Annotated in this window: 19 protein-coding genes; 10 read left to right on the forward strand and 9 right to left on the reverse strand. The window is 42.9% G+C overall.

The features are described 5' to 3' along the window. Nucleotides 1–6 precede the first annotated feature (6 nt). The 6 genes from BWI44_RS13450 to BWI44_RS13475 all read right to left on the reverse strand — a co-directional run bounded on the left by BWI44_RS13450 (nucleotide 7) and on the right by BWI44_RS13475 (nucleotide 12094). A complete protein-coding gene (locus BWI44_RS13450) occupies nucleotides 7–2823 on the reverse strand; it encodes a SusC/RagA family TonB-linked outer membrane protein (RefSeq protein ID WP_195208411.1) in 2817 nt (938 codons plus the stop codon). Between the two features lie 48 nt (nucleotides 2824–2871). Further along, nucleotides 2872–4917 carry a RagB/SusD family nutrient uptake outer membrane protein gene (locus tag BWI44_RS13455; RefSeq protein WP_195208412.1) on the reverse strand — a complete coding sequence of 682 codons (2046 nt, stop codon included), beginning with the start codon at nucleotides 4915–4917 and terminating at the stop codon, nucleotides 2872–2874. Between the two features lie 6 nt (nucleotides 4918–4923). After that, the gene (locus BWI44_RS13460; protein WP_195208413.1) at nucleotides 4924–8091 is read right to left on the reverse strand and encodes a SusC/RagA family TonB-linked outer membrane protein; all 3168 of its coding nucleotides are present in this window, start codon (nucleotides 8089–8091) and stop codon (nucleotides 4924–4926) included. 498 nt (nucleotides 8092–8589) lie between these two features. Further along, nucleotides 8590–10041, reverse strand: a complete 1452-nt coding sequence (locus BWI44_RS13465; RefSeq protein ID WP_195208414.1) for a sialate O-acetylesterase — start codon at nucleotides 10039–10041, stop codon at nucleotides 8590–8592. Nucleotides 10042–10081: 40 nt separating this feature from the next. Continuing rightward, on the reverse strand, nucleotides 10082–10975 hold the full coding sequence (locus BWI44_RS13470; protein WP_044533402.1) for a sialate O-acetylesterase: 894 nt from the start codon (nucleotides 10973–10975) through the stop codon (nucleotides 10082–10084). Between the two features lie 78 nt (nucleotides 10976–11053). Next, entirely contained in the window at nucleotides 11054–12094 is a 1041-nt protein-coding gene (locus tag BWI44_RS13475) for a polysaccharide deacetylase family protein (protein WP_195208415.1), read from the reverse strand. A gap of 387 nt (nucleotides 12095–12481) precedes the next feature. Here BWI44_RS13475 and BWI44_RS13480 point away from each other — a divergent pair, with 387 nt between their 5' ends. The 7 genes from BWI44_RS13480 (at nucleotide 12482) to BWI44_RS13510 (ending at nucleotide 20888) form a co-directional block, all read left to right on the forward strand. Beyond that, the gene (locus tag BWI44_RS13480) at nucleotides 12482–14002 is read left to right on the forward strand and encodes a glycoside hydrolase family 28 protein (RefSeq protein WP_195208416.1); all 1521 of its coding nucleotides are present in this window, start codon (nucleotides 12482–12484) and stop codon (nucleotides 14000–14002) included. Between the two features lie 179 nt (nucleotides 14003–14181). Beyond that, a complete protein-coding gene (locus BWI44_RS13485; protein WP_195208417.1) occupies nucleotides 14182–14601 on the forward strand; it encodes a hypothetical protein in 420 nt (139 codons plus the stop codon). Between the two features lie 125 nt (nucleotides 14602–14726). Beyond that, nucleotides 14727–15608 carry a FecR family protein gene (locus tag BWI44_RS13490; protein WP_171032127.1) on the forward strand — a complete coding sequence of 294 codons (882 nt, stop codon included), beginning with the start codon at nucleotides 14727–14729 and terminating at the stop codon, nucleotides 15606–15608. A gap of 1 nt (nucleotide 15609) precedes the next feature. Next, entirely contained in the window at nucleotides 15610–18339 is a 2730-nt protein-coding gene (locus BWI44_RS13495) for a carboxypeptidase-like regulatory domain-containing protein (RefSeq protein WP_195208418.1), read from the forward strand. A gap of 39 nt (nucleotides 18340–18378) precedes the next feature. Next, entirely contained in the window at nucleotides 18379–19473 is a 1095-nt protein-coding gene (locus BWI44_RS13500; RefSeq protein WP_195208419.1) for a DUF4249 domain-containing protein, read from the forward strand. A gap of 9 nt (nucleotides 19474–19482) precedes the next feature. Then, nucleotides 19483–20232 carry a hypothetical protein gene (locus BWI44_RS13505; RefSeq protein ID WP_195208420.1) on the forward strand — a complete coding sequence of 250 codons (750 nt, stop codon included), beginning with the start codon at nucleotides 19483–19485 and terminating at the stop codon, nucleotides 20230–20232. Nucleotides 20233–20534: 302 nt separating this feature from the next. Next, nucleotides 20535–20888, forward strand: coding sequence for a hypothetical protein (locus BWI44_RS13510; RefSeq protein ID WP_007660134.1), 354 nt, complete (start codon nucleotides 20535–20537; stop codon nucleotides 20886–20888). Between the two features lie 138 nt (nucleotides 20889–21026). Here the strand turns inward: BWI44_RS13510 and BWI44_RS13515 are convergent, their stop codons facing one another. The 3 genes from BWI44_RS13515 to BWI44_RS13525 form a co-directional block, all read right to left on the reverse strand. Further along, entirely contained in the window at nucleotides 21027–21779 is a 753-nt protein-coding gene (locus BWI44_RS13515; RefSeq protein WP_195208421.1) for a LytR/AlgR family response regulator transcription factor, read from the reverse strand. Nucleotides 21780–21902: 123 nt separating this feature from the next. Continuing rightward, complete coding sequence (locus tag BWI44_RS13520) at nucleotides 21903–23930, reverse strand: tetratricopeptide repeat-containing sensor histidine kinase (protein ID WP_195208422.1); 2028 nt, start codon at nucleotides 23928–23930, stop codon at nucleotides 21903–21905. A gap of 201 nt (nucleotides 23931–24131) precedes the next feature. Next, complete coding sequence (locus BWI44_RS13525; RefSeq protein ID WP_262893713.1) at nucleotides 24132–24263, reverse strand: hypothetical protein; 132 nt, start codon at nucleotides 24261–24263, stop codon at nucleotides 24132–24134. A gap of 571 nt (nucleotides 24264–24834) precedes the next feature. Here BWI44_RS13525 and BWI44_RS13530 point away from each other — a divergent pair. From BWI44_RS13530 to BWI44_RS13540, 3 genes are all read left to right on the forward strand, one after another. After that, complete coding sequence (locus tag BWI44_RS13530; protein ID WP_195208423.1) at nucleotides 24835–25023, forward strand: DUF445 family protein; 189 nt, start codon at nucleotides 24835–24837, stop codon at nucleotides 25021–25023. Nucleotides 25024–25160: 137 nt separating this feature from the next. Continuing rightward, on the forward strand, nucleotides 25161–25784 hold the full coding sequence (locus BWI44_RS13535) for a sigma-70 RNA polymerase sigma factor region 4 domain-containing protein (RefSeq protein ID WP_195208424.1): 624 nt from the start codon (nucleotides 25161–25163) through the stop codon (nucleotides 25782–25784). Beyond that, complete coding sequence (locus BWI44_RS13540) at nucleotides 25777–26250, forward strand: hypothetical protein (RefSeq protein ID WP_195208425.1); 474 nt, start codon at nucleotides 25777–25779, stop codon at nucleotides 26248–26250. The genes BWI44_RS13535 and BWI44_RS13540 overlap by 8 nt, the downstream gene beginning before the upstream one ends. Nucleotides 26251–26253 lie beyond the last annotated feature (3 nt).

The raw sequence follows: 26253 nt of genomic DNA on the forward strand, positions 1-26253 counted from the left end.
ATAAAATTAAAACGTAACACTCAGACCCAACGCAACGCTTTTCGTCATAGGATTAATTCCATATGCTTCGGGGTCGTTCTCATCTATATGGTCGAAACAGAAGAGGTCAATGCCACGTACATACAATTTAGCGGCGTTTACAATTTTCGTCTTTTTCAGCCAAGAAGCGGGCAACTTGTAGTACACTTCCAGATTGCGCAACTTGAGAAATGAGCGGTCGGCCAACCACAGAGTCGATGTCTGGTAGTTGTTGGCATTGCTTTGGCTGCTCAGACGCGGGAACTTGGCATTCTGATTCTGCGGTGTCCAACGATTGTCGTAAGCATATTGCGAGATATTAGTGTTGTTTATCAACGGCCAATACATGCTCTTGGTGTCGAGAACGGCACTGTAATTGCCTGTCCCCTGGAACATGGCATAGAATCCGATTCCTTTCCACTCCGCACCCAAATGCAGGCTGTAGTATATTTCCGGGCAAGTGGTGCTGTAGCCGATAGCCACTTTATCGTTGGCATCGATGATGTTGTCGCCATTCACGTCGCGATACTTTATATCACCGGGCTTCACCGTAGAGAAATTCTGTGTGGGACTTGCAGCGATGTCTGCTTCATCCTTGAAGAAACCGATAGCTTCCAATCCGTAGAGTTGTCCGTAAGGATTTCCTGTCTGGACAAGATTCGCATATTGACGGGGTTCTTCCAGCATTTCCTTGATTTCGTTTTTGTTCAACGAGAAGTTACCGCCGACATTAAATTCCACTTGGCCGAGCTTTTTGCTATAATCAAGACCAACTTCTATACCCTTACTATCCACGATACCTGCATTTTCATACGGAGGATCCATACCGAAAACTTCCGAGTACTTGCCTTCCGAAGTCACCCAAATGTTTGTACGGTGTTCTTTCCAAAGGTCAAGAGTCACATCCAAACATCCGAAAAGTTTCGCATCCACACCTACATTGTATTTATAGGCCTTTTCATGGCTCGGATTGGTTGTAGCCACCCGTGCGAGGTAGGAACGTCCAAAACTAGAGTTCCAACCGCTGTCGAAAGGATAAGTACCTCCCGAAGTGCTATACTGCTGAGCATAGTATGACCAAACTTCATCACCCGGTAAGTTGTCCACATTGATGATACCTGCCGATGCACGCAATTTCAAGAAGTTCACCCATTTCACATTTTCCATGAACTTTTCCTTGGAGATGACCCATGCAGCCGACAAAGTGGGCGAAAAAGCCCATTTGGTACCGGGAGCCAAACGGCTGCTGCCACTTTCTACCAAAGCGAGATCAACGAAATAACGGTTCATGTAACCATAGTGCGACCACCAGGTAATGTTCTGACGATTCACCGTGTTATTGACGCCATTCGGGTCGTTATTCTCGTAATCCCACTTCAACTGGCTGTAGATGCTGTGGTCGCCGAATGTTCGCTGATAGTTAAATCCCACATCGAAATGGAGTAGACGGTCAAATTCATTAGTTTTCGCATCTGTTCCCATTTCACTATCCTTTCCATAAATTTCACTCTTTACAGTAGGCTCGGAAGCACCGTCCGCCCATGTAGGCGCATTGACACTATAGACATACTCTTTGCTATGGTCTTCATAGATATTGGCTATATTGTCATAACTGATGCGTACGAACGCATTCAATCCTTTTGTCAGGCCGGAAAGGTCCTGAGTCAGCTTCATGTCGGCAAAAAGCGAACGGGTATGATTTTTGTAATAAGCGGCACCGACACTCTGTGCTACAGGATTTTGTGTACCTGCCCATGTGTCGCTACCTCCCCAAACACCGTTCTTATCCCTGATGGGGAATGCAGCAGAGGGCACTGTGTAAACCAGGTCCCAAAGGTCAGCCTGCGCACCCGGTCTTGACGTTTCCTGCAATACACCCAACAAATTCACCTGCAGATCGGTTGTCTTGGTCAGGTTGATGTCCATGTTCATGCGTAAGTTGCCTTTTACGTATTTGTCTTGTGTAGAATAGCCTTCATTTGCACCCGGTTCTTTCACAAATCCCTTGTTGGAAATCAAATCCAGCATGGTATAGTAACGGAATTTTTCGCCGCCACCACGGAATTCGATGTTATACTTATTGGTCATCGCATTGTCGCGGAACGTTTCATCCACCCAGTTCACGTTCGGATAGAGATAAGGCATGGTTCCATCGCGCAAAGCATTGAGCTCTTGATTGCTGTAACGCCCTGTCAGACCATCGTTGATACGGGCTTCGTTGACGGCCAATCCATACGTATAGGCATCTACGAATTTGGGTTTGTTGGCAAGCGAAGTAAACAAATGATCGTATGTCACCTTGACACTGCGCGAGTTGTACTTACCGCGCTTAGTCACGATATTGATTGCTCCATTGATTCCCTTATATCCATAGAGGGCGACTGCTGCCGCATCTTTCAGGACGATGACGCTTTCCACTTCTTCGGGAGCGATGCTTACAATGTCTCGCTGTATACCGTCGATCATGACCAACGGCGAGTTCTTGCCGTTCAATGTTTGCAGCCCGCGTATATAGAAAGTAGGATTCACATCTGCATAACGACCACCGCTCTGCAACGATATCAGGCCATTGCCCTGACCAATAATGGAGTTGCCGATATTCTTGGCACTACGACGGTCGGTAGTTTCGGAACTAATGACCGACACGGAACCGGTAGCCTCCTCACGGGTCAGCAATCGCTCGGCACCTACATCTATGGTCTGGCCTACAAACTTGTCGGTCTGCTCTTCGTTTGATTCCTGTGCCGTCGCCGGCAGGCACAAACCAGCAAAGAGCGACAACACAATTATATATTTTTTATTCATAACGTATTATTTTACTTTATACCTTTTGATTGTTCATTATTAAAGGGGTTACCATCCGGCATTCTGTACCAAACCGTAATTCTTGTTCACTTCCGTAATAGGGAACGGTTGTAAGTACCACTTCGGATCAAAACCATCTTTCCACCAAATACGGGTGTCAGTGATTTGGAAGCGTTCGAAGTCGAAGTGTGACGGTTCGTAGAAGTTAGGATCGTCTTCCTCCAAGCCTTTGTTGAAAGACTTATTGTACCACTGTTCTTCGGAACGTACCCAATCATTACCATTCTTCACCAAACGATAAATACGCAAGCCGTGAAGCGGACGTTCCAACAAGTCGGCACGCTTATAACGGATCAAGTCGAAGTAGCGTTCGTTTTGGAAAGCCAATTCGCAAGCACGTTCACGCATGATTTCCGCCAGCAGATTTTCTTTGTTAGATGTCAGGTCCTTATCGGGATTGCATTCCACCAGTCCTTTCAGACCCACGCGAGCACGTACGGCATCCACGTAATCGATGGCTTCCGTGAAACTACCTCTGGTCTGCACGATGGCCTCCGCGTATGTCAAGTAGATGTCGCTCAACATGATGGCATTCCACTGCGGGAACTTCCTGTTCATGACACTACCTACCAGATATTTCAGCATACGGTAACCGGTGGCATATACCCCTGAATTGGTTTTCGGATCTTGTTTGGCATTAGTACCACCTACCCAAGTTTCCCAGTTATTACCGCTGGCACGTCCGTCACCCCAGTTCACGGCTTGGCGTGCACCGTTTACCACTGCGGTTTCATACAGACGAGGGTCGCGGGTATAGCGGATATTCTGCAACTGTTGTTTGCCTTTCACGGTATCGCCTTGAATGAACATATTGTCCAATCGGCCTTCTTTCTCCGCTTTTTCCCAATCGAACGGAGTACCGTCTGCCCAAGGGAACATCTCGACGTATTCTTGCGTAGGACAATAGGCGTAGCGACCATTGGTTTTGCTACCATCTACCGCAGAGCCAAATCCCAAATTGAACCAGCCATAATCATTACCACTGGCATTTTTACTACGGCGGACACTATGCAGAATTTCAGTACTGTTTTCCAGAATGTAGCCGCTACGGTAGGCATAACGGTAATCCTCCTGCGTATTTCCGGCCGGTTTTATCAACTGATAATGCCCCTGGCTTCTCATTTGTGTAAAGAAATCATCGCATGCGCCTTTCAGTTTCGTCCACAGTTCGGGTTTGCTGCCACCATACCAAGCGCAGGTATCAGCTTCATTTTCCAGCGTATATTTGCCTTGATAATAAGGTTGCAAATCATTGAACAAAGGAGACGCGGCGAAAGCCAGCACCTTACACTTCAACGCCATAGCACCCGCCAAAGTCCAGTGGCCTGTTTCCGACTGTGCTTCCGCACCGGTGTAAGCCCACGGCAATGCTTTGTTGGCGATTGCTGTATCCAGCAGTTCCAGCATGAAGTTCACGGTAGATTCCACACTGCGCCGGGGCAGGTCGTAACTGCTTTCGGAGCCGATAAACGACTGGCGGATAATAGGCAGACCGCCATACCAACGGAAAGCGATAAAATAAGTATAAGCCAGCAGGCATCGTGCTTCGTCTGCTATACGGGCTTTCTCGGCATCGCTCATGTCGGGCACTTCATTAATGCGTTCAATCAGCATCCAGCTGTGACGCACATTCTCCCAGATAAATTCGTTCGTATAAGGATAAATATTGCCGTTCTTTTTGTCATCAATAGCCGAACTCAGCGCACCGGCATAGTATTTGGAAAACACTGTGGTATTGTTGAAGAAAAGATGGAAGTCATCCCCCAACGCATCGGGCATTCCTTTCCAATAGTTCTGGCACTGCGGAGCAGCGTTCGTGGAATTAGTGGGCAGATTGTAATACTGTGTAGAGTAAATACTCGCCAAGAAGTTACGGGTATATTCCGGATTGGAAAACACCTCATCGGCAGTCACCGTGCCGCCCGGAGCCTTTTCCAGAAATGCGTTTCCGAACTTTATCTCATCCGTACAAGAAACCATTCCGAGAGTAGCCACAGCTGCCACACCTATGATATATTTGATATTCAGTTTCATTTTTGCTTAAAAATTAAGTTTCAGACTAATGGTATAAGTACGTTGAAGCGGGTATGAGGGCGAAGCGCTGGCACGTGTTTCGGGGTCACCCCAAATGAAAGGAGTAAAGGTCAGCAGATTGTAACCGCTCAATGCCACTTGGGCACGATCCAATCCAATCTTCTTGAAGAAAGGAAGTTTCATGTTATAAGCAAGCATAATCGTCTTCAAACGCAGATATTTCGCATCTTTTTCATAAAGAGCGCAATCCTGATAGTTGTTGTTAGCTCCGTTGGACCAAGTGGCGCGCGGATATTCATAATCCTGCCCCGGTCTGTCGGGATTCCATGTATTCTCAACATGATATTTCAGCAAGCCGCCGCGGTCTTTCGTCGTACGGTCCAGGAACGGATAGCGGAACACGTCGCTGATGACACGCGATACGTCCCAAGAACCCGTCCACTGCATGTTGAATTCGAAATCTTTCCATGCAAAACCGGCATTCAGACCGGCAATGTATTGCGGGTCGTCGGTATAGCCCAACTCACGGGTCTTATCGTCTTCATTGATCATGCCGTTACCGTCCAAGTCCACAAACACGGCATCACCGTCTTTCAAGTCAACGAGCTGTTTCGGGAAAGGCTGGCCGAATTTTTCTTCGTACAAACGGGGCGTGTCTTCGTCATAGAAACGGAAGAATTTGTACATATAGCGCGCGCCGATCCGGTGTCCCTTCTCATACTGGTAAGCATTGGTATAGGGAGATTCCTTTTTCTCGATAATCTCATTCTGGTTGTGAGAGAGGTTCAGCGTAGCCCAATAGCGGAAGTTATCGTTCACCTTGTGATTCCAGTTCAAGGAAACTTCCCATCCCCAGCTGTCTACCACACCCAGATTGGCGTAAGGCGGCTGGAAGCCTACGATGGCGGGTGCAGTGTAGTCTTTCAGCAGGATGTCCGTACGGTGTTCCTTATAGTAGTCGAAAGTAGCACGCAGACGGTCGTTCCATAAGTTGACATCGATACCGTAGTTTTGTTTGAACGCCTTTTCCCAAGTCACCTCTGGGTTGTTCTTGTTGTTCACATCCTCATAATAAGCCGGGAGCAGCACTGAGTTTTCTACACCGAAGTTGTAGGCATAACCGCCACGGGTACCCATCTTATCACTATACAGAAAGGGATCGGCCAGATACATGAAGCGCGAGCCACCCACTTTGTCGTTACCTACCAAACCCCATGAGGCACGGAGCTTCAAGAAAGGGATGGCTTTTTTCAAGGGCTTGAAAAAGCTTTCCTCGCTGACCACCCAACCGATAGAGCCTGCCGGAAACACACCGAAACGGCGGTCGGGGTGGAAGTTTTCGGAACCATTGTAACCTACGTTGAATTCGGTTATATAACGGCTCTTGTAGTCGTAAGTGACACGGCCCACCAAACCTACATATCCGCGCGGAATGTCCGAATAAGTGCCGGGATAGTAATTCTTGCTCTGGTTATAGAGCACCAATGCGCCTACGGAATGATCACCGAAAGTGCGATTGTAGTTCAACTGTGCCTCAAAATACCAGTCGCGCGCCTTTCCGGTATCTTCACTGTAACTGACGGGAGTATTTTCGCCTTCTTTACGATAAAGAATACTGCCATCCTCTTGAATAACAGGAAAATATGAAGCACGTCCCACAGTACCTCCTTTGGTTACGTTGAACATATTGTTATACGAACCTTTGAGCTTAAATGCAAGGCCTTTGGTGATGAAGTCCAACTTCTGATCCAATGCAAGATCTAACTGCAACTTGTTGTTATTGTAATGGTAATAACCGCCGGTACCTCCACTGCTGTAATAATTCATGGCACCGCCTCCTGTAAAAGGCAAGGTCAGTCCATCGCTATAATCGGTGGTAGTGGCGATATTCTTTCCGTCAACGATACCCGGACTGCTGAAAGGAGTGGCCTGCAGCATACTCATAATCATGCCGGAAGCGCCCTGACTGGTACGGGGCTTCTGTGCATTGTCTACCGAACCGGCCAGGTTGAACGACAAAGTGGTAGTCTTGCTCACATCCAAGTCGAGGTTAGCACGATAGTTGAAACGCTGATAGCGGTAGTCATAATGAAAATCATCAAATTCGGTAAACAGACCACCTTGTGTCATGAGACCGGCAGAAACAAAGTAGCGCATGGTCTTGGTACCACCGCTGATGTTGACATTATGCTTGGATTGCATGGTAACATCTTTCATGATGTAATCGACCCAACGCATACTCGGAAAGCGGATGGGGTCGCTGCCGTCCTGGAATTTCTCAAGCACTCCATCCGAGAACATCGGAGTGAACGTCTCACCGCTAGAGAAGTCAAAGTCATTCCGCTGCATCTGGTTGAAGAAAGTCCCGTATTCATAACTGTTTGCCTGCTCTAAGAGACTAGTCGGAGTCAACGCAGAGAAAGAGGTGTTGATGTCAATTTTGGCCTGTCCTTCCTTACCGCGCTTGGTGGTAATCAATACTACACCGTTGGCACCGCGCACACCGAATACGGCCGTCGCCGAGGCATCTTTCAGCACAGTGATGCTTTCGATGTCTTCGGGGTCAATGTCCGCCATGGAACGTTCCACGCCATCCACCTGAATCAACGGTTCAGAATCTGCCCAAGTACCCTGACCACGTACGAAAATCTTGGCAGCATCCGAACCCGGCTCACCCGAATACTGTACGGTAGTCACACCGGAAAGCTGACCTGCCAACACGTTGTTTACGGAAGACACCGGTGTACGAACCAAATCATCCGTTTTCACACTCGAAAGCGCACCGGTCACCGTCACTTTCTTTTGCACGCCATAGGCTACCACTTCCACTTCGGCGAGCATTTCGGAATCTTCCAATAAAACAATCCTCATATTCCCGGCAGTCGCTTTCAATACCTTGGTCTTATAACCAATGTATGAAATCTTAATGTTAGTACCCACCGGGACATCCAATTTGAAATTACCATCCAGGTCGGTAATCACTCCAGCCTTGCCGTCTTCCGACAAAACATTAGCTCCAATGATAGTTTCTCCATTACCATCTACCACAACACCTTGAATACCTCTCTGCTGCGCATAGAGATTCACGGAAAGCACTGATAGCAATGTAATGAAGAAAAATTGCCTGAACTCATGCAGGCAACCAAACAGATTGCTTTTTCTTCTGTTTTTCATGCATTCTTTTTTTTTAGTTAACATTATAGTTTTAATTCTCAATTTAATTTTGATAAATCAAAAACGTTACTTGAAACAGATTGCAAATGTAACCACATAGATTATGTGATTGAATGTAAAATAGTACAAAAGCATGTAAAAACAAACGCACGGTTAAAAAGGTATCCTACCCATCGCTTTCCGGCACTATTCTCCATACTTTTACATGATTTTCCATGAAAAAACGGACCCTTAAAACAGGCCTTCTGAAGAACGATAATTAAAAATCAACTTATGCACAATAACCATTCTTTTCCAAGGTACACCCTTTACCTCAGATGGCTACATCCTTTTGCGCAGATGGCTACACCATCCGGGAACAAAGGGGTATTGACAAGCAAATTACACAAATAAAGGGCTGCGCTGTTATCAGCTATTACTAAACTATTTTTCTCCTATTGGGAAAAAATATCTTTCCAGTTAGAAAAATAAAACACCCATTATACCATTTGTATTTTTTCACCTTCCTGACAAAGAAACCCTTGAAAAAGGAATCGCAGGCAAACCTTCCGAATTTACAAGATTTGGCATTGCCGTTTCATGCCAACCGAAACGCACCTGTACCGGTTGCACGATCTCAGGATGATAAACGACTACTTTATTCCGTCCTCTTATATCTGCCAACGCCGGGCGGAACACTCCATCCTTCCCTGCAATCTCAAACCAATCCAAGCGGCCTTTATTGTTTGTTTTCAGCCCATCAGCAACATGCCCGAAAGATACGACTATGGAATCAGCCACAACTTCCGCCTTATCGGCACAAGGACCCGACCAAACCACTTCCGCCAAGCCATAATCTTTAGCTAAAGCTACACGTGCCAGACGCTCTCCCACTTTCCATTTATAAGAAGGATGAATATCCCTCAGCTTATCTACAAGATCCGATACCACAACAAAATCAGTATTCGGAATCATGCTCCTCGCCTTTATCTGCTGCTGATGGAATATCGGCAACTCTTCAGCAGTAACCGGTGGCCTATCCTTAGACATCCTATTAGAATAGAGATGCGGAGCCAATAATACAGAATAGAACGGTGCACCCGGAACATTAAAAGCCTCCCTCCAACTATCTACCAATACCTGATACTTTTCAGCATATTGCCTGTCACGTATCATGCAATTACTCTCTCCCTGATACCAAAGACAGCCTTTAATGGCAAAGGGAATCAAAGGAAGAACCATTGTCTCATACCGGCCACCCGGAATCATGCCATCCATTTTACCTTCACCTTCTTTAAGTTGCGGACCGAAAACCGGAGAATGTTCATACGCTTCCTTCGATGTCCAAGTCTCTATGCGCGATCCATTTACGGCAGCTGTTATAATACCTACGGGTACATCAAGCTGTTCTTGAAGGGCTTTTCCGAAAAAGTAACCAACTGCTGAAACTTCTGCAAGACTTTCGCCGTCTGCCACCTTCCACGATACCGGTTTATCGTCGCGCCTGACCACAAAGACACGAATCATCTCATTAGCCGGTTTCCGGAGCTCCAAAGCAGCCAGATTCTCTCCTTTTGCCGGAAGGGTATAATTACCCGGTAGTTTCATTTTATATACCATATTCGACTGTCCGGAACATAACCAAACTTCACCTACAACAATATTATCATAAACAATACTTGTTCTTTTCCCTTTTATCGACATTTGCTGAGGATTTTTATTGGCAGCCATCGGCTTCAACTCGGCCATCCAGCGTCCTGAAGCATTTGCACGTACTTTCACCCGCTGTTTACCGAAAGAAATTAAAATAGACTCATTAGGTTCGGCCGTTCCCCATACAGGAATCTTCTGTCCCTGCTGCAAGACCATGTTTGATGAAAGCACTTGGGGTGTCGACAACTGCGCATGTGCAATCATATTGGAAAGCAACACTCCGAGAATACACAATAAAGTCCGTAAAATCAATTTCATACCCACTAATTTATATTATCAATACGTTTCCGGAATTCCTTTAAAACATTATTTCAGCCAAACGCTTATACATTTCCCGACCCAAATGCTCTGCCGATTTCTTATTAAAATGAAGTCGGTCATTCAATAACTCTGCATCAGACATATCTATCAGATAAGCATTTGAATCTTCCTCTGCCAAGCGGCGCATACCTGCTTCCACCTCACTGCTATAGGATTTATTACTTCTGGCAACTGTGCCGAATATAAAGGGAAGCTTCGAATAATCCTTGCCTGTTTTCTGACTTAAATGTGTGCGTACATAAGTGACTACAGCTTTCAGATTGTCATAATAATCTTTTCCCTTACGCTGATCACTCTCCCCCTGATGCCAAAGAAAAGCATCAATTTGATACCCTTCTTCCAACTTCGAAAGAGTTTGATCAATACAAATATCTATTTCCTGAATGAATGACAATAAAAGTGATCTTCCTCCCTTAGATGTCGATTCTGTTTGAGATAGCCATTCAGGATCTGCCGACCAATATCTTCCTTTTGCAGAATCATAATTAGGAGCAATAGAGGTTCCACCAACTGCCCATTTGATCACATAAAATTTATCTTTTAATAACTGTTCCAGCCAATAATAGGTCACAGCATCATAGGCCCACAAGTTATTTCGCTCACTTCGCGCAGCCCGAGGCCAAAAAGGGATGAATTTTCCGTCCGGATCATTCTGTGCAATCCGGCAATAAGGATATGCCCCTTCGGAATACTCTACAGTATCTTTTGCCAATGCTTTAATATAATCTGGTAAGTCCTTATTTGAAGTTCGCCCGTCAGTGTTCGACTGGCCGGCTGTAATAATTACATGAACCGGTTTGGAAGTTGTCACACAAGAACTACTTGCAATAAGGATAAACAACAAAATAAAATACATCACCACTTTTCTCATAAGACTTTCATTTTTAATAAAGTTTCATGTTTGCCGATCCTTACATATCATAACAGACATGTTTTTTTATAGTTTTACTTATTTAAGATTTACTTCTATCACCCCTCCATAAGGATTAAAGTCAAAAACGGCTTTATCTGTATGAAGTAGCACAGGCAGTTTCTTCCCATCTTGTCTGACGGAAATCTTTTTTATCTGCTTTCCTTTAATAACCAGCGTCAACGGTTCTATAAATAACTTCTTATCCAAAGTCAATTCCGGAGTTATTCTTAAATGATTTTTTTCACATACAATATCCAACTGAGTCGCTCCCTTTTCTTCAACATAAGCTGCCACTTCACGAAATGTCCCAACCCAGATTTTATCCTCCTTCGCTTTTACTTGATCCAAATGATCCCAGAAGCGTTGTGGATCACGAAAAGCATCATAACCATAGGTCAGGCCATGCGTCATCCCTACCCCCCAATCATTAGTTTCTATTAAAGTATTTACCCAAGCTTCCAGGTTCTGAGGAGTAGATTTACTACCGATAGAACGTTGTTTGGTTCTTGTACCTACCCGGTTCTGAACAGCAATCTTCTTAGCCTCTTCTTTCTTATTGTTATTAGGATACACAAAAGTGCGGGGCATGACTCCTGTATTGGCAAAGATGGCACTATCGTTCTTATAAATATCCTCTCTGATTTCCTCTAACGGAAATCGGGCAAAATTCTTATGTTTCCAACCATGATTCGATATCTCATGTCCTCTGTCCGATAAGTCTTTCACTTGCTCCCAGCTCATCCTCGTGGTATCCGTAGTTAGTCCACCATCGCTATTAATCTTAGAACCATTAATAGCAAATGTACCCCGGAATCCCCTTTTCTCAAACTGAGGAGCAACCAATGAATATTGTTCTGCCAAACCGTCATCGAATGTATAACTGATAGCACAAGCCTTATCACCTTTGTACGGAGCAATAGACAAAGTATAGTGTTTTTTTAAAGCAGTCTGAACAATAAGAGTGTCTTGTCCACTCATGCAGTAATGAATTACCCCCTTCTTTGTGAAAGTTATCAGTTTGGCATTTACCGGCATCCCAATACCCAGTGCAAGCAAAATCACGAATAGCTGTCTCATATCCTCTATTTTTCAATAATATTAAAATGTATCGCAAACTTAGCACCATATAAGAAAAGAGGCAATGTAAAAACAGACAAAAACATAGAAAATCGTGCTTTTCATCAGATTCCAGTACTCCCAGCCTTTCTTGAAACGCACTTGCTCCGTACCAACACCGTACTTTCTCCGTGTAGAGGTACCTCTGAGTGGAGAATGTACGGAGCAAGTACTGTTCGGATACAACTCAGGTATGGACAGGGTATGAATAGCGCACAAAAACAAATATTACATGCATCTGTACATACCTCTATATAACAAATGATGTAAATGCCCTACTTTAGCGGTGATTTTTTCAGTAGGATTCATAGAGATCGGATGACAATTAATAATCAATACTTTAATTATATGAAAAGAAGATATACCTTTTCCCTGCTCTTGTCAGGAGCACTTCTTTTTTCGTGTGTACACCCCCGACTTGATACTAATAACTTTGAATGGGGAAAAATCCCTCAACAACCGGACTTCTCTTGGACAGAGAATGTAGGTAGCCGGCAATTACCGGATAGTAGTACAGTGGTATCCGCTAACTCCTTCGGTGCTGTTGCCGATAGTACAGTTCTTAGTACAGATGCCATTCAAAAAGCAATAGACAGTTGCGCACTCTCCGGAGGAGGAACCGTTACGCTGCAACCGGGTTATTATCTGACAGGAGCACTCTTTGTTAAAAGCGGGGTTAATCTGCAAATAAGCAAAGGCGTGACCCTGATAGCCTGTTCTGATATTCATTGTTATCCGGAATTCCGCTCGCGCATTGCAGGTATTGAGATGGTATGGCCCGCAGCAGTAATCAACATCATCGGCGAAGAGAAAGCATCTGTCAGCGGTGAAGGGACTCTGGATTGCCGGGGTAAGATATATTGGGATAAATACTGGGCTATGCGAAAAGAATACGAAGCCAAAGGTTTACGCTGGATCGTGGATTACGACTGTAAGCGTGTCCGCGGTATCCTTGTTGAAAATAGTTCGGACGTCACTCTAAGTAATTTCACATTGATGCGTACCGGTTTTTGGGGATGCCAGATTTTATACTCTGACCACTGTACAGTAGACGGATTAATTATTAATAACAATATTGGCGGACGTGGTCCCAGTACGGATGGCATCGATATAGATTCATCCACAAATATCTTGATAGAGAACTGTGAAATAGACTGTAACGATGATAATATATGCCTGAAGGCAGGCAGAGATGCCGACGGTTTACGCGTGAACCGCCCTACAGAAAATGTAGTGATACGCAATTGTATCGCTCACAAAGGTGGAGGATTGATTACATGCGGCAGCGAAACTTCCGGCAGCATACGCAATGTACTGGCTCACGACCTCAAAGCCATGGGGACTTCGGTTATATTGCAACTAAAGAGCACCACAACCCGTGGCGGAACCATCGAGAATATTTATGTAACCCGGGTAGAAGCCGAAAATAACCGCAGAGTTCTTGGAACCGAGCCTAACTGGAATCCTAAATACAGCTATAGCACACTGCCTGAAGAGTATAAAGGCAAAGAAATACCGGAACATTGGCAAACAATGCTCACCCCGGTAGATCCTCCGGAGAAAGGCTACCCTCATTTCCGTAACATATACTTATCTCACGTCAAAACAACCAATGTAAGGGAATTCATTTCCGCCTCCGGTGAAAATGACTCATTACGTCTGGAGAATTTCTATCTGCATGCTATTGAAGCACAAGCTCAGAAGGCAGGAATGATCCGCTTTACACGGAATTTCAACGCGACAGAAATAAAGCTTGCAGTACTGGAACCTCGTTCTATGCTGTTAGAGGAGAATGAACAGAGCAATATCCGGATAGAATATGTAAAGACTGTCAGCAATCAAAATATTGTTGAGAATCAAGCTAATTAAAGTATAGCCCCTTTATATCGTATGGCTCTTGTTGGATCATGTATTATCCGGCAAGAGCCATAATCACATATTCCCCCCTCTTCCACACATTAACACATTTTAGTTTTATTCCTATAGGGAGTTCTTTCACCGCCCCTGTCTTTAACTATGAACTATAAACTAGACTAAATTAAAACAGTATGAAACAACTTTGTAAACAAATGGCGGGAACCGTAGCTATTCTCTTCATCCTTGCCGCATGCAGTGAGAACAATTCCAATTATCCCGAAGAGTATGTAGGCTTTAACAAGACTACCAAGAATTATTCATTCGACAAAAGTAAAGATGTTGAAGAGTTCGACATTAAAATTATCGCCGCAGAGAAGAAAAAAGAAGACCGAGAAGTCCTTATCAACGGAGTAAGTATGCCAGGACAAACTGTCGTATTCAGCATCGAGGATAAAAAGGTTATTATTCCTGCAAAAAAGAAATCTGCCAATCTGCGTGTGAAGATCTATCCGAAGAAAATAAAAAATAAGGCAGAGTTTCGTATCGTCTGTATCCCGCAGGACAAGGAAGCGAAAAGAACACAAATCACGGTCTACCTGCAACCCAAATAACCTTAACCTGACTTTCACTATAATAAATAATGAGAATGAATCAGCAAAAGATGCAATTTCCCAAATAAAAAAAGGATTTAGCGTAGGGAGTTTTTTCATTTCACCTGTCTTTATAGAAAAGAAAGATGAAGAACATGGAACAAGATTTTGAAAAAATACTCAATAAACTCGTAGCCTCCACCCGTTCGCCGAGAGGAAAATTTTCCAAAACTAACAGTTGGATACTTCTAGAAAAACGGTTACCACGTCTGCAACACCGCATTCTTCCATTGCGCACTATGGCGAATGCAGCCGCCGTTGCCGTGCTTTGCGTACTGGGATGGTGGGCATACTATATGTTCGCCCCGGTACCATTGCAAACCGTATCCACGCTGGCAGAAACACGTAGTATAACGCTACCCGACCAAACAGAAATAGTACTGAACCGCTACTCTACTCTGACTTACCCCGAACGGTTCAGAGGAAAAGACCGGAAAGTACAGTTGCAGGGTGAAGCTTACTTCGAAGTCAGTAAGGATGCGGCACACCCTTTCAAGGTGAAGGCCGAAGCGGTTATAGTACAAGTTTTGGGTACTCATTTCAATATCGAAGCCTATCCCGAAGATGCGCAAGTTAAAACAACGTTACTGGAAGGTTCTGTTGCTGTCAGCCTCATCGGTAAAGAAGAAGAACGCCTGGTACTCTCACCTAACGAAAGTGCCATTTACAATAAGGATAAAAAGAGCTTAACTTTACATACCGAAAAGGATGCATCGGAAGAGATTGCCTGGAGAAACGGAACACTGCTCTTTAAAAGTATTCCTCTGCAGGAGATTGTCCGGCAACTTTCCAATGCATTTCATACGGACATTCGTATAGAAGATGCTGATTTGCAGAACTACCACATGACGGCTACTTTTTCCGATGGTGAAACATTGGAAGAAATCCTTTCTTTGCTTTGTCGCAACCAAAAGTTTGGATACACAAAAACGAATGACATTATAACGATCACACAAAAATTAAACTAGAATGAAATCCTCTATCTGCTCACCCCGCACCATCAGGAAATTATTCCTGGTGGGAGCGGTTCTCCTCTCGACCTGTACTCTACAAAGTACGCTCGTATTTGCCACTTGTATTTTACAGGCCAACCCTTCACAAACGCGTTTTAGTATTAAACTACAAAATGCCACACTGGAAGAGTTTGTGAAACAAATGGAACAAAAAACCGGTTACAGCTTCATCTATGGAGAAGAAGTATGCCTGAATAGCCGCATCACATTGGCTGTCCGCGATCTCACTATCAATGAAATCCTGCGGAAGGTTTTCGAAATGCAGCCTATAGGCTTCGAAATATCAGGAAAACATATTTTATTACATAAGCGGCCCATGCCGCAGAAAACCGTAAGCCGACGGTTCACGATCAGCGGATACGTAACGGACGGAGCGTCTTCCGAGACGCTGATTGGTGCCAATGTTCTCGATAGTCGTCAGCGTGTGGGCACTGCCACCAATCCTTTCGGTTTCTATACCCTCACCTTACCGGAGGGGGACGCTGAATTAAGTTTTTCGTATTTAGGGTACGAAACACGGCACAGTTCGTTCCCGCTAAACAAAGACACTGTGCTCAATATTCGCCTGAACACTAATAACGAACTGGCGGAAGTGATCATACTTTCGGATAAAAAGGAAGCCGGCATCCAAGCCACCGCCATGGGTGCACATGAGATTCCCATGGCACAAATACAACATACACCCGCTGTACTGGGGGAGGCTGATATATTGAAAACCATCCAGCTAATGCCAGGCGTACAGGCAGGAACCGAAGGCTTCTCCGGTTTATATGTACGTGGTGGAGGACCGGATCAGAACCTGATATTGCTGGACGGTATTCCGGTATATAATGCTGATCACCTATTAGGTGTCTTCTCTATCTTCACACCCGAAGCTGTGAAAAAGGTTACACTGTTCAAGAGTTCTTTTCCGGCACGCTACGGCGGACGTCTTTCGTCTATTGTAGACGTGCGTACCAACGACGGGGATATGAAACGTTATCATGGTGCACTGAGCATAGGTACACTCACTGATAAAATACATCTGGAAGGACCTATTATCAAAGATCGCACTTCTTTTTCGCTTAGCGGACGTACTACACACACTGCTTTTATGGGAAAAGCTTTCAGTAGTGACGGTGATGAGTTCAATTATTACTTCTATGACCTCAATGCCAAAGTAAACCATAAGTTTAATGATCGTAGCCGGCTTTTCCTGAGTTTTTATCATGGGAAGGATCACTATCACTATAACTTCAAAGAGAGTTACGGTACCAGCGATTGTTATGAAAGCAAAAATGGGCTGAACTGGGGAAATACAATCGTTGCTGGACGCTGGAATTACGTATTTACCAACAAACTGTTTAGCAATACAACCGTAGCTTTCAACAGTTATCGCATGATCTTAAAAGGCAGAGCAAAAGAAGAAAATATCTACTCTTCATCACAGTCCTACTTCTATCAATACGATTCTGAGTATCGTTCGGGAATCCGTGACTGGAGTTTCCGGACTGACTTCGACTATACACCTATTCCTTCACACCACATTAAGTTTGGTGTAGAATACCTATACCATACCTTCCGTCCGGAAACCAATACTTCGAAAATGAAAGAAGAGGAGAATGGTGTAACTGAACAAGATACCCTGTATAATAGTATTTCGAACAGTTACCTGCATGGACATGAGGCTTCCGTTTATGCAGAAGATAATTTTGATATAGGTAGCCGCACCAGCTTGAATGCAGGAGTACACATTTCTCTGTTCAATACACAGGGGAAGAATTATTTCTCTATACAACCGCGACTTTCCGTTCATTATCGCTTCGATCATGATTTCTCAGTAAAGGCATCTTTCTCTCAGATGGCTCAATATGTACACCAACTCTCCTCCACTCCACTCGCCATGCCCACAGACTTATGGGTACCTATTACCAAAAACATACGTCCTATGCGTGCTAACCAATACTCTTTAGGCGGATATTATACCGGAATCCGGGGTTGGGAGTTCTCCATTGAAGGATATTACAAACAGATGCGAAACGTACTGGAATACCAGAACGGGGTTTCTTTCTTTGGGAGTTCAACCAATTGGGAAGAGAAAGTGGAAATGGGTAAAGGACGTTCAATGGGCATAGAGTTCATGGCGCAAAAGACCATAGGCAAAACCACCGGTTGGTTGGCATATACTCTGGCTAAAGCAGATCGCCAATTCAAAGACGGCAGTATCAACGACGGTGAGCGTTTTCCCTATAAATACGACCGCCGGCACAGTATTAGCCTCTGCCTAAACCATAAATTCAGTGAACGCATTGACATTGGAGCTTCCTGGATATACAATAGTGGCGGAACAGTTACCTTACCGGAACAGCAAACGGTCATTCTCAAACCTGATGGCAGCATAGAGCAAACTGACTACATCTCCAAACGTAATAACTACCGCCTACCTGCCAGCCATAGATTGAACATTGGGGTGAACTTTAACAAGAAAACCAAGCATGGCGTGCGAACCTGGAATATCAGCCTCTACAATGCTTATAATTCAATGAACCCAACACTCGTTTATGGCAAACGGCGCGATTATGATTACCTCGCCTATAAAGATGAACACGGTAAATACACAGGTGGTTATAATACATCAAAGCTATTCATAAAGAAAATAACTTTACTACCGATCATTCCGTCTGTCACCTATACATACAAGTTCTAAGATATGACAACAAATAACCATAGAATCGGAAACAAAAAAATGAAAACAAGAATTTGCTCTTTACACCTTATCATATATATAGGTATCATCCTTTTCTCCACCTCCTGCGAGAATGAAATCCCCTATACCCCGGCTCACAGTGAGCCACAACTCATTATGAACGCCCTCCTTGATGCTGGAGAAGCGGAAAACTACGTATATCTCAACCTAAGTGGCACACACGGCCTCTCACACGTAGAAGAAGCTACTGTAAACCTATATGTCAACGGGAAGCTTGTCGAAAAGGCGGAAGAACTTCCCCCACTCAAACCTATTGGCAGTCTGGATATGGTCTATGATCCCAATGCACCTCTCAATAATCTCCCGGAAATAGCAAAACGCAAAAAATTCCGCATCACTACCCCTTTGAAAGCCGGTGAGCAAATCTGCCTGGAAGCCATAGCTGAAAATGGCAAATATCATACAACAGCCGAAGTTAGCGTTCCTCATCCGGTAAGCTCCATCCAAATAGATACATGTCTCATCCCCATCAGAGTGTACAGTGGATGGGAACCTCATCGCCAGTTTAAGATTACCCTGCAAGACCGCCCTAATGAGAAAAATTACTACCGCTTGGACATTTGGAATGACATTGCCGTTCACGGACAATACGACAGCCGCATAGATACCGTCCTCTATGCCAGAGAAACAAGTATCATCAATCGAGAAGATGTGATACTGACAGATGGAAATCCCAGCAGTAGTGAAGATGATGAAGATGATTTTTTCGGTAGTTACATTGAAAATAAATATAATGTCTTCACCGATGACCGCTTTTCTGATGCTACCTGTACTTTGAAGGTTTATACTCAACTTTATCATAATTACAATTTATGGCTTTATAACGTCACTCGCCGTTCCAAAAGTATCACTGTCCGTCTGCTCAGCATCAGTGAAGCTGAATTCCGCTACTTAAAAGCCCTAAACACTCTGGAATCGGGTAATTATGAAGAAGCACTTATGGAACCGGTCATGATACCAAGTAATGTAAAAGGCGGGCTCGGATTTGTAGGAATCAGTTCGGAAACAAGAATGACAATGCAACTGCCCGATGAGATTATTGACAATGAAAACTTACCACCATATACTCAATAAGATTATACCATGAAGCATTATATTCTTCTCTTGTTAATAGCCGTGTCTTTCTGTTCCTGCCGAAGTTCGCGCAGCATGCAGAAAGAATTGAATGGCATACGTAGCAATCTTTTCTATGAGCTTATTTCGCAAGAATATACCGGCAAAGTCAAAGACAGCATCTATCTGGATTTTATAGATTACTCCAACACTGATTATTACAGCACTATCAAGCGGAAAGGTGGTTTCTTCATTCCACTGATTATCTTTAATAGGCAACAGGATCGCTTCCGCACACGGCTGGGTGAGCATTCTCTCAGCCAACTTTATCGTGAATTCCTCACGGATGCATTATTAACTGAATGTAATAGTAGTACCTGCTTCCAGTTAATAGATAACAAAGACAATCAAGTTCCCGCTGACTCTGTTTACCGCCTGGAGGTAAAAGTCAGGCAGAATGAAACAACTGGTGGCGTTGTTTTAAATGAAAGCGGATTTATTTGGTTCGAAGGTGGTTACATTACCTTGCAAAGTGCTCGTTACCGCCCGGCACAAACTCAACTTTCCATTTCTATACGTTTTTCACATCATGGCGATTGCTTGTTAGACAAAACCTACAATGTCAAGCGTAAGCAGTCTCGCAGAGATCGGAACTATGAAGATTCCTATGCCGCCAATCAAGGCTGTCTGGATGATATGACCGAATGTCTGTCACTTGCTACCCGGGAAATTGTTGAAGAAATCAGCCAGGAGCTGAATTTACTCATGTCCGCCCGATAACCCATTATACATTCCACGCAAAGTATCCACTATCATTCTGATCAACCGTGTACGATAACCATATTACATTCATATTACAAAAAAGACCTCAAACAATCAAAATAACATCATATAATTGATCTACATCAAGAAATAGTCATCAAAACAGCACTTTCTTTCTTTTTCATTTTTGTGTTATAAAACATATTTCTATATTTGCACAGGTAAAAAGAAAAAGCTAAGCGCTTAGAGCTGTTTTCAATAGGTATTAGATTTTTAGAGTTAGAATTGTTTTTAGGTATAACAAATTAAAAGTAGGTATTATGAAACGTTTAGGATTAACATTAATGGCAGCAGTCTGCCTGACTGCTACGACATTTGCAGCAGGAAATCAACCTACAACTGCAAAATGGGATGGTAACATCAACGTAACCAAGTTGAGTAAATATTTGAATTTATCCGCTGACCAGCATGAAGAAGTAGCAAACATTTGCGATTACTTCTCTACACAGATGGAACGTGCTACAACTGCCAAGAAGGATCAGAAAAAGAAACTTCACAATGCAGTTTATGGAAACTTGAAGTTGATGAGAAAAGCACTGACTGACAAACAATATGCTGAATATGCAAGAGTATTGAATGTCACTTTGCAGAACAAGGGTATCGAAATGAAATAATTTCACATCGATAATTAGGAATATCCTTTTTGATTAATAAATAAATTGTAAAAGAGGGCGCTGAATATTACGTTTAGCGCCCTCTTTCCTTTGTCAACACTATCTAAGTGCCGACTCCCTAACCAATGTGTATTTCATTTACAAACAATATCTGTCTTGTAACTCTTTCTTATATTTTCTTGAAACTAAAAGTTCTGTTATCTTATCAAAAGGAGGATACAATAAACATTTGCTGTCCTTAATAATCATCAGATAATCAATATTAATAATATAAGACTGATGTATCTGGACAAAACAAGGCGAGTACTGGGTTATCTGCTCGGCAGTCATTCCACGGCGCAAGGCCAATGGCGGCTGACCATTAAGCACCACTTCCCACTGCCTGCGATCGGAACAGTACCGGAAAAAGCCAACCTCAGCAGAACGCAATGCACGCATATCATTTGTCGGGGTAAATACAATGAACGTCTGTCCACTACGCAGTGGCATTCCCATGGGCAATGTCGCTTTTTGTCCCGCCTCAGCCTGTTCCACAAAACGTGCAAGTATATCTTTCAGTTCCTGTTCCTCAAAAGGTTTCAGCAGATAGTCGAATGCGGATTCACGAATAGCCTGTATCATATATTTGTCGTAAGCAGTATAAAAGACGACTTTCATATTCCACGAAATATCATCCCAAATCTCCTGCAATAACTCCATTCCGGTTATATCCGGCATTTCAACATCCAGAAAAAGCAGATCCGGCCGTGTCTTGAGAATCACTTTCTTCCCCTGTTTACCATTCTTGGCTACTTTTTCCAGAGAAAAGCGCGCATCCTTGCCCAACTCGAAACTTAAGTTCTCAAGTGCTACATCATCATCATCAACTATTATAACTTTGTATCTATCCATGTTTATTTCATGTATTCTTTGGCGAATATAGACATTATTCAATCCTGCGCAAAACCATCCAAGCCGTTTTATGAACTATTCGTCAATATTCCGTACTATCCGTACAAAAAACGAGATTATATATCATATTTTATAATCATACTTATCGGGTAACAAAAAGGTAACTTCGCATCCGGCCTCACCACCGGGCAAACGAACATTATGTACAGCAACATCTATCGCCTCCTTATTCTTCATGTTCAGAATCTGAATAGTCTGCATAATAACTCTCATGCCTGTACCGGTCCCTTTGTTCCGACTGTTCATACGGTAACCACCCCCATTATCCCTTATTCTAATGCAGGTTCCATTCGCCTGACTACTGATAATAATCCACAAGTTCCTTTCTCCCTCTTTTTCCCTTAAAGCATGTTTTACGGCATTCTCTACAGGAATTTGTATCAGCATAGAAGGAAGTTGAACTTGTCCGGGGCACACATCATCCCCTATCTCTATCACCGGATGGAAAGTTGTTCCCAAAGAACGGCGTTCCAGATCAATATAGGTTTTCACAAAGTCCAGCTCTTCCTCTAAAGTAACACACAGTTGCTCTGCCAATTCCAGATTACGTCGCATCAGTTTGACTAAGGAAGATAGTTCCTGATGTTCTTCCGCTTTCCTTTCCGCCATCTCCTGATTAAGCACATTGAAAATGAAGTGGGGAGACAAGCGGTTACGAATATTTTCCAGACGGAGAGTGGAAACAGTACGGCGATTTTGGGCAAGCAATAAAGCACGCTTTTTCTTATTGTACGTATAGATAAAGCCCACCGCCATTAAAGTTATAATGCAAAGAGCAATCCAAAATGTCCTTGTCTGCCGCAGTTCAAGCACTTCGTTTTCCTTTTCCCGGATAAAGACTTTTTGCGCCATCACGGTAGAGTCCTGTTGATAGCGCAAGGCCAAATCCGCCGTACGCATCCTTACACGTTCGTTACGGACAGAGTCATCCATCCGGTTATTCTCTTTCAGATAGAAATAAGCTTTCCGATAATTTTCTGTTTCTTCGTAGTATTGTTGCAGATATTTGTTGCGTATATGTATCATATCCGGATCAATGTCCGGAGGGGCGACGCTTCCCGTCAATATGCGTTGTGCCTGGGGTAAGTCTTTACGGATCAGAGCTAATTCTATATTCTGTGTATCAATATAGTAGAGAGCAGTCGGTATACCTGTTTTCTTGAAAAACGGTTGGCATTTACTGATATATTTTGCAGCGGAATCAGCTTCATTCACTTGCAGGAAACAATCACCCAAATTCAGCCAGCCCAGATTTTGTTCAAAAAGCATGTCCGGATAATCTTTCGCAAGATCGATAACCCTTCTGAAGTAACTGATGGCAGTTTCGTAATCTCCCCGATAGTAATAAGAAGTACCCCGGTTGTTCAGATAGAAATGCTTTTCAAAAGGCAACATGCTTTCATAGCTCCCGGCTGCAAGATTATAATAATAATCACATTGATCAAAATCGCGCAAAGCTACATAGATCTGTGCCAATCCATAATAAATAGGCGGTTTCTTGGTAGAGACGATATCTAACGAATCACACAATATCAATGCCCTTCTGTACCAGGCAGCTCCTGCATCCAATTTGCCCAAACGGTTACTGGCATCAGCAAGATTCATCAGGATATCCGGCACCACCTCTATTTTTGTACCTTGCATCCGTTGTTCATAAGCTTTTCGGAAATACACTTCCGCGGAGTCCATGTATCCTGTACGGGCATACACATTTCCCTTCATATTATAGCACTCGGACTTTAAGTCTGCCAGTTGCTCAGAAAAGGGCTGTTTTATTGTAAAATCTTCAATCTGTCGTGCCAAGAGTCGGGCAGAATCGATATCAGAAGACATCAAACAAGTTTTAGATGCCACCGCCAGATAATTATAGCACACCAGGCTGTCCTTAGCTTCCTGCATCTTCTGCAATGCTTGTGTACGTACTTTCCGGGGAGTAATGGATACAGAATCCCCATCCACAGCAAAAAAAGCTTCGAATGCCTGCATCTCACTTTGTTCCATTTTTTGTTTGTGAGGTGTACAAGCAGTCAAGGCAATAAATGCTATTATAACAATGCATAGTAGTCTTTCAGTCCACGCTATTTTCCACATAGTATGAAAATTAAGCAATTTATCCCGCAAACATACTGTTTTTCGGTGATATATGATAATAGTTTTATTAAATTTTCCGGAAAAATTATTGCGGTTATAACTTGAACTCAAGAACTGTCGCATTTATAACTTGAACTCAGGGTGTACTATGAGTTTATGCTCGTTTTTACCTACATGCTTGCACTCATGTTCCGCATCGCCCTATTCATCGGCATTGAGAGGCGGTGTAGGTAAATAAAAAAACAGAGTGTAGGCAAATTTACCTACACTCCATATTTCATTCTGTTTGCCACTTGCTTTCACCGGTTCGGAAACAGTGTTTATAGGTATCACCGCTTATGTTTGTTAGATTAACACTGCATATTTATTTCACTAACAATCAATATTTTGCATTGACCACAATTGTGAATCACTTGCTTCACGATTGTGAATATCCTGCTTCACGGTAATGAATCTCGTGCTTCACGTCTGTGGTCAATACAAAATAAAGAATGCGAAAGCAAAGAAAAAGGTATATGAATACAAAGAGGAAGGCATGCTATACGGTATCAAACGCCTTTACCGGGTAAAGTTGATGCATGGTTTTATTTTGGCAGACCGGATTTCAATAGTGCAAGTTCTTTCGTGTGCACTCCATCCCTCAAGAACCGGCCTAATCTGCATTATACAATCCGTCCCAAATAAAACAGTCCGAATAATCCTTTTTTTAATCATAATAGGACATGCTTTCGACAAAATAAACCCATTCAAACAAATCGCAGTTTGTGTATAGAATATTATTATTCTATTTTTGGACAAATATTATATAGCTCTTATATCTTTATACAAAAGAAGTTAAATACCAGGTGACAGCTAAATTATTGAAGCCGTACTACCTTCTAATTTAACAAAGAAGGAAAGGAATATGGAAACACAATTAATAATAGGCCCCCTTGTAGGAGCAATTATCGGACTCATCACAAATGGCATTGCCATTAAGATGATATTCAGACCATTATATGCCAAATATTCATGGGGATGGAAATTGCCATTTACACCCGGCTTAATTCCTAAAGAAAAAGGCAGGATAGCAAAATCTATAATCTCTTCATAAGAAAGTCATCATTCGATAAACGAACTCATATATTGAAGGAGCTTCTTACAGAGTAGTTCGACCGGATTACTTAGGCTGCGCTAAGATGAGAATTAAGAACGAGAATGCAGAAATCATAGCTTAAAATCCAATATTTAATGATGACAGTTAAACAGATATATACTGAAGATTTGCAACTTGCTAAAGCTTTAATAAAGAGAGACGAGCTAACGACTCGTAAGTTCTTTTACCAGCAATGCTATCCTCTCTTTAAATCAATCTTCGACAATTATTACACCGACTGTGAAAATTGCAAGGAGTTTATTGATGAGATTTATTTACTAGTGCTATCACCAAGTAAAACTACCGGCAAATGTCAAATGGAGAACTTCCGAGGAGAAAGTACATTGACTAGTTGGTTGAAATCGTCTTGCCTCTTTTATTGTTACAAAAAGTTTGAAATCAAGGAAAGAATGCCCAAATATGAAAAAATTACGCATCAAAATGGAAATAATTCAGATAATGATGATAGGAATGACTCAATTTACGGCTCTTTAGAATTAGACTTTTCAAAACTCAATCGCAATGATGCTATATCATTATTGAAGCAAATGCCGAACAAGCGTTATAGTGAATTAATTCGCTTGCGTTATTTGGAGCAGAATACGAATGAGGAAACAGCAAAAGCATTAGGAATGACAATGGAGAATTATTATAGTAAACATAAGCTGGCAAAAGAACAATACCAGATAATTCAAAGAAAGGAGGCAAACAATGGATAATGAATTCATGCTACCTGTAAGTGTTGAAGAATTTGCAGCTTTTCTTGATGGGAATCTTTCTCAAGAGCATATGAATAAAGTAGAAACGATCATTGCTACTGATGATGCAATGCATGATATTGCTTTGAATTGTCAAGCTATCGATGATTCGATGACCAATAGCGAATCTATAGAGTTAATGCTTCCAGATGAGTTATCATCTCTTGATTTTGAATTACCAATTATAGAAGACAATTACTTCGACGACAATAATTTTGATTATCCTGAAGTTGCAGCATGCGCAGCAGAACCAATTGATGACACAACAGATGCTGAAGGCACCGATGTGGATTCACCGATTAACGAGGATTTAGATGTATTAAACCATCCTGGATTCTCAGAGGATGTAACAGAGAATATTGACAATCATTTAACAAACCAAGATGGTGTTGAAAATTTAGACACACTTGAATTTAACGACTTATAGAAT

This window comes from Bacteroides sp. Phil13 (assembly GCF_001940965.1).
GTDB classification, from domain to species: domain Bacteria; phylum Bacteroidota; class Bacteroidia; order Bacteroidales; family Bacteroidaceae; genus Bacteroides; species Bacteroides intestinalis.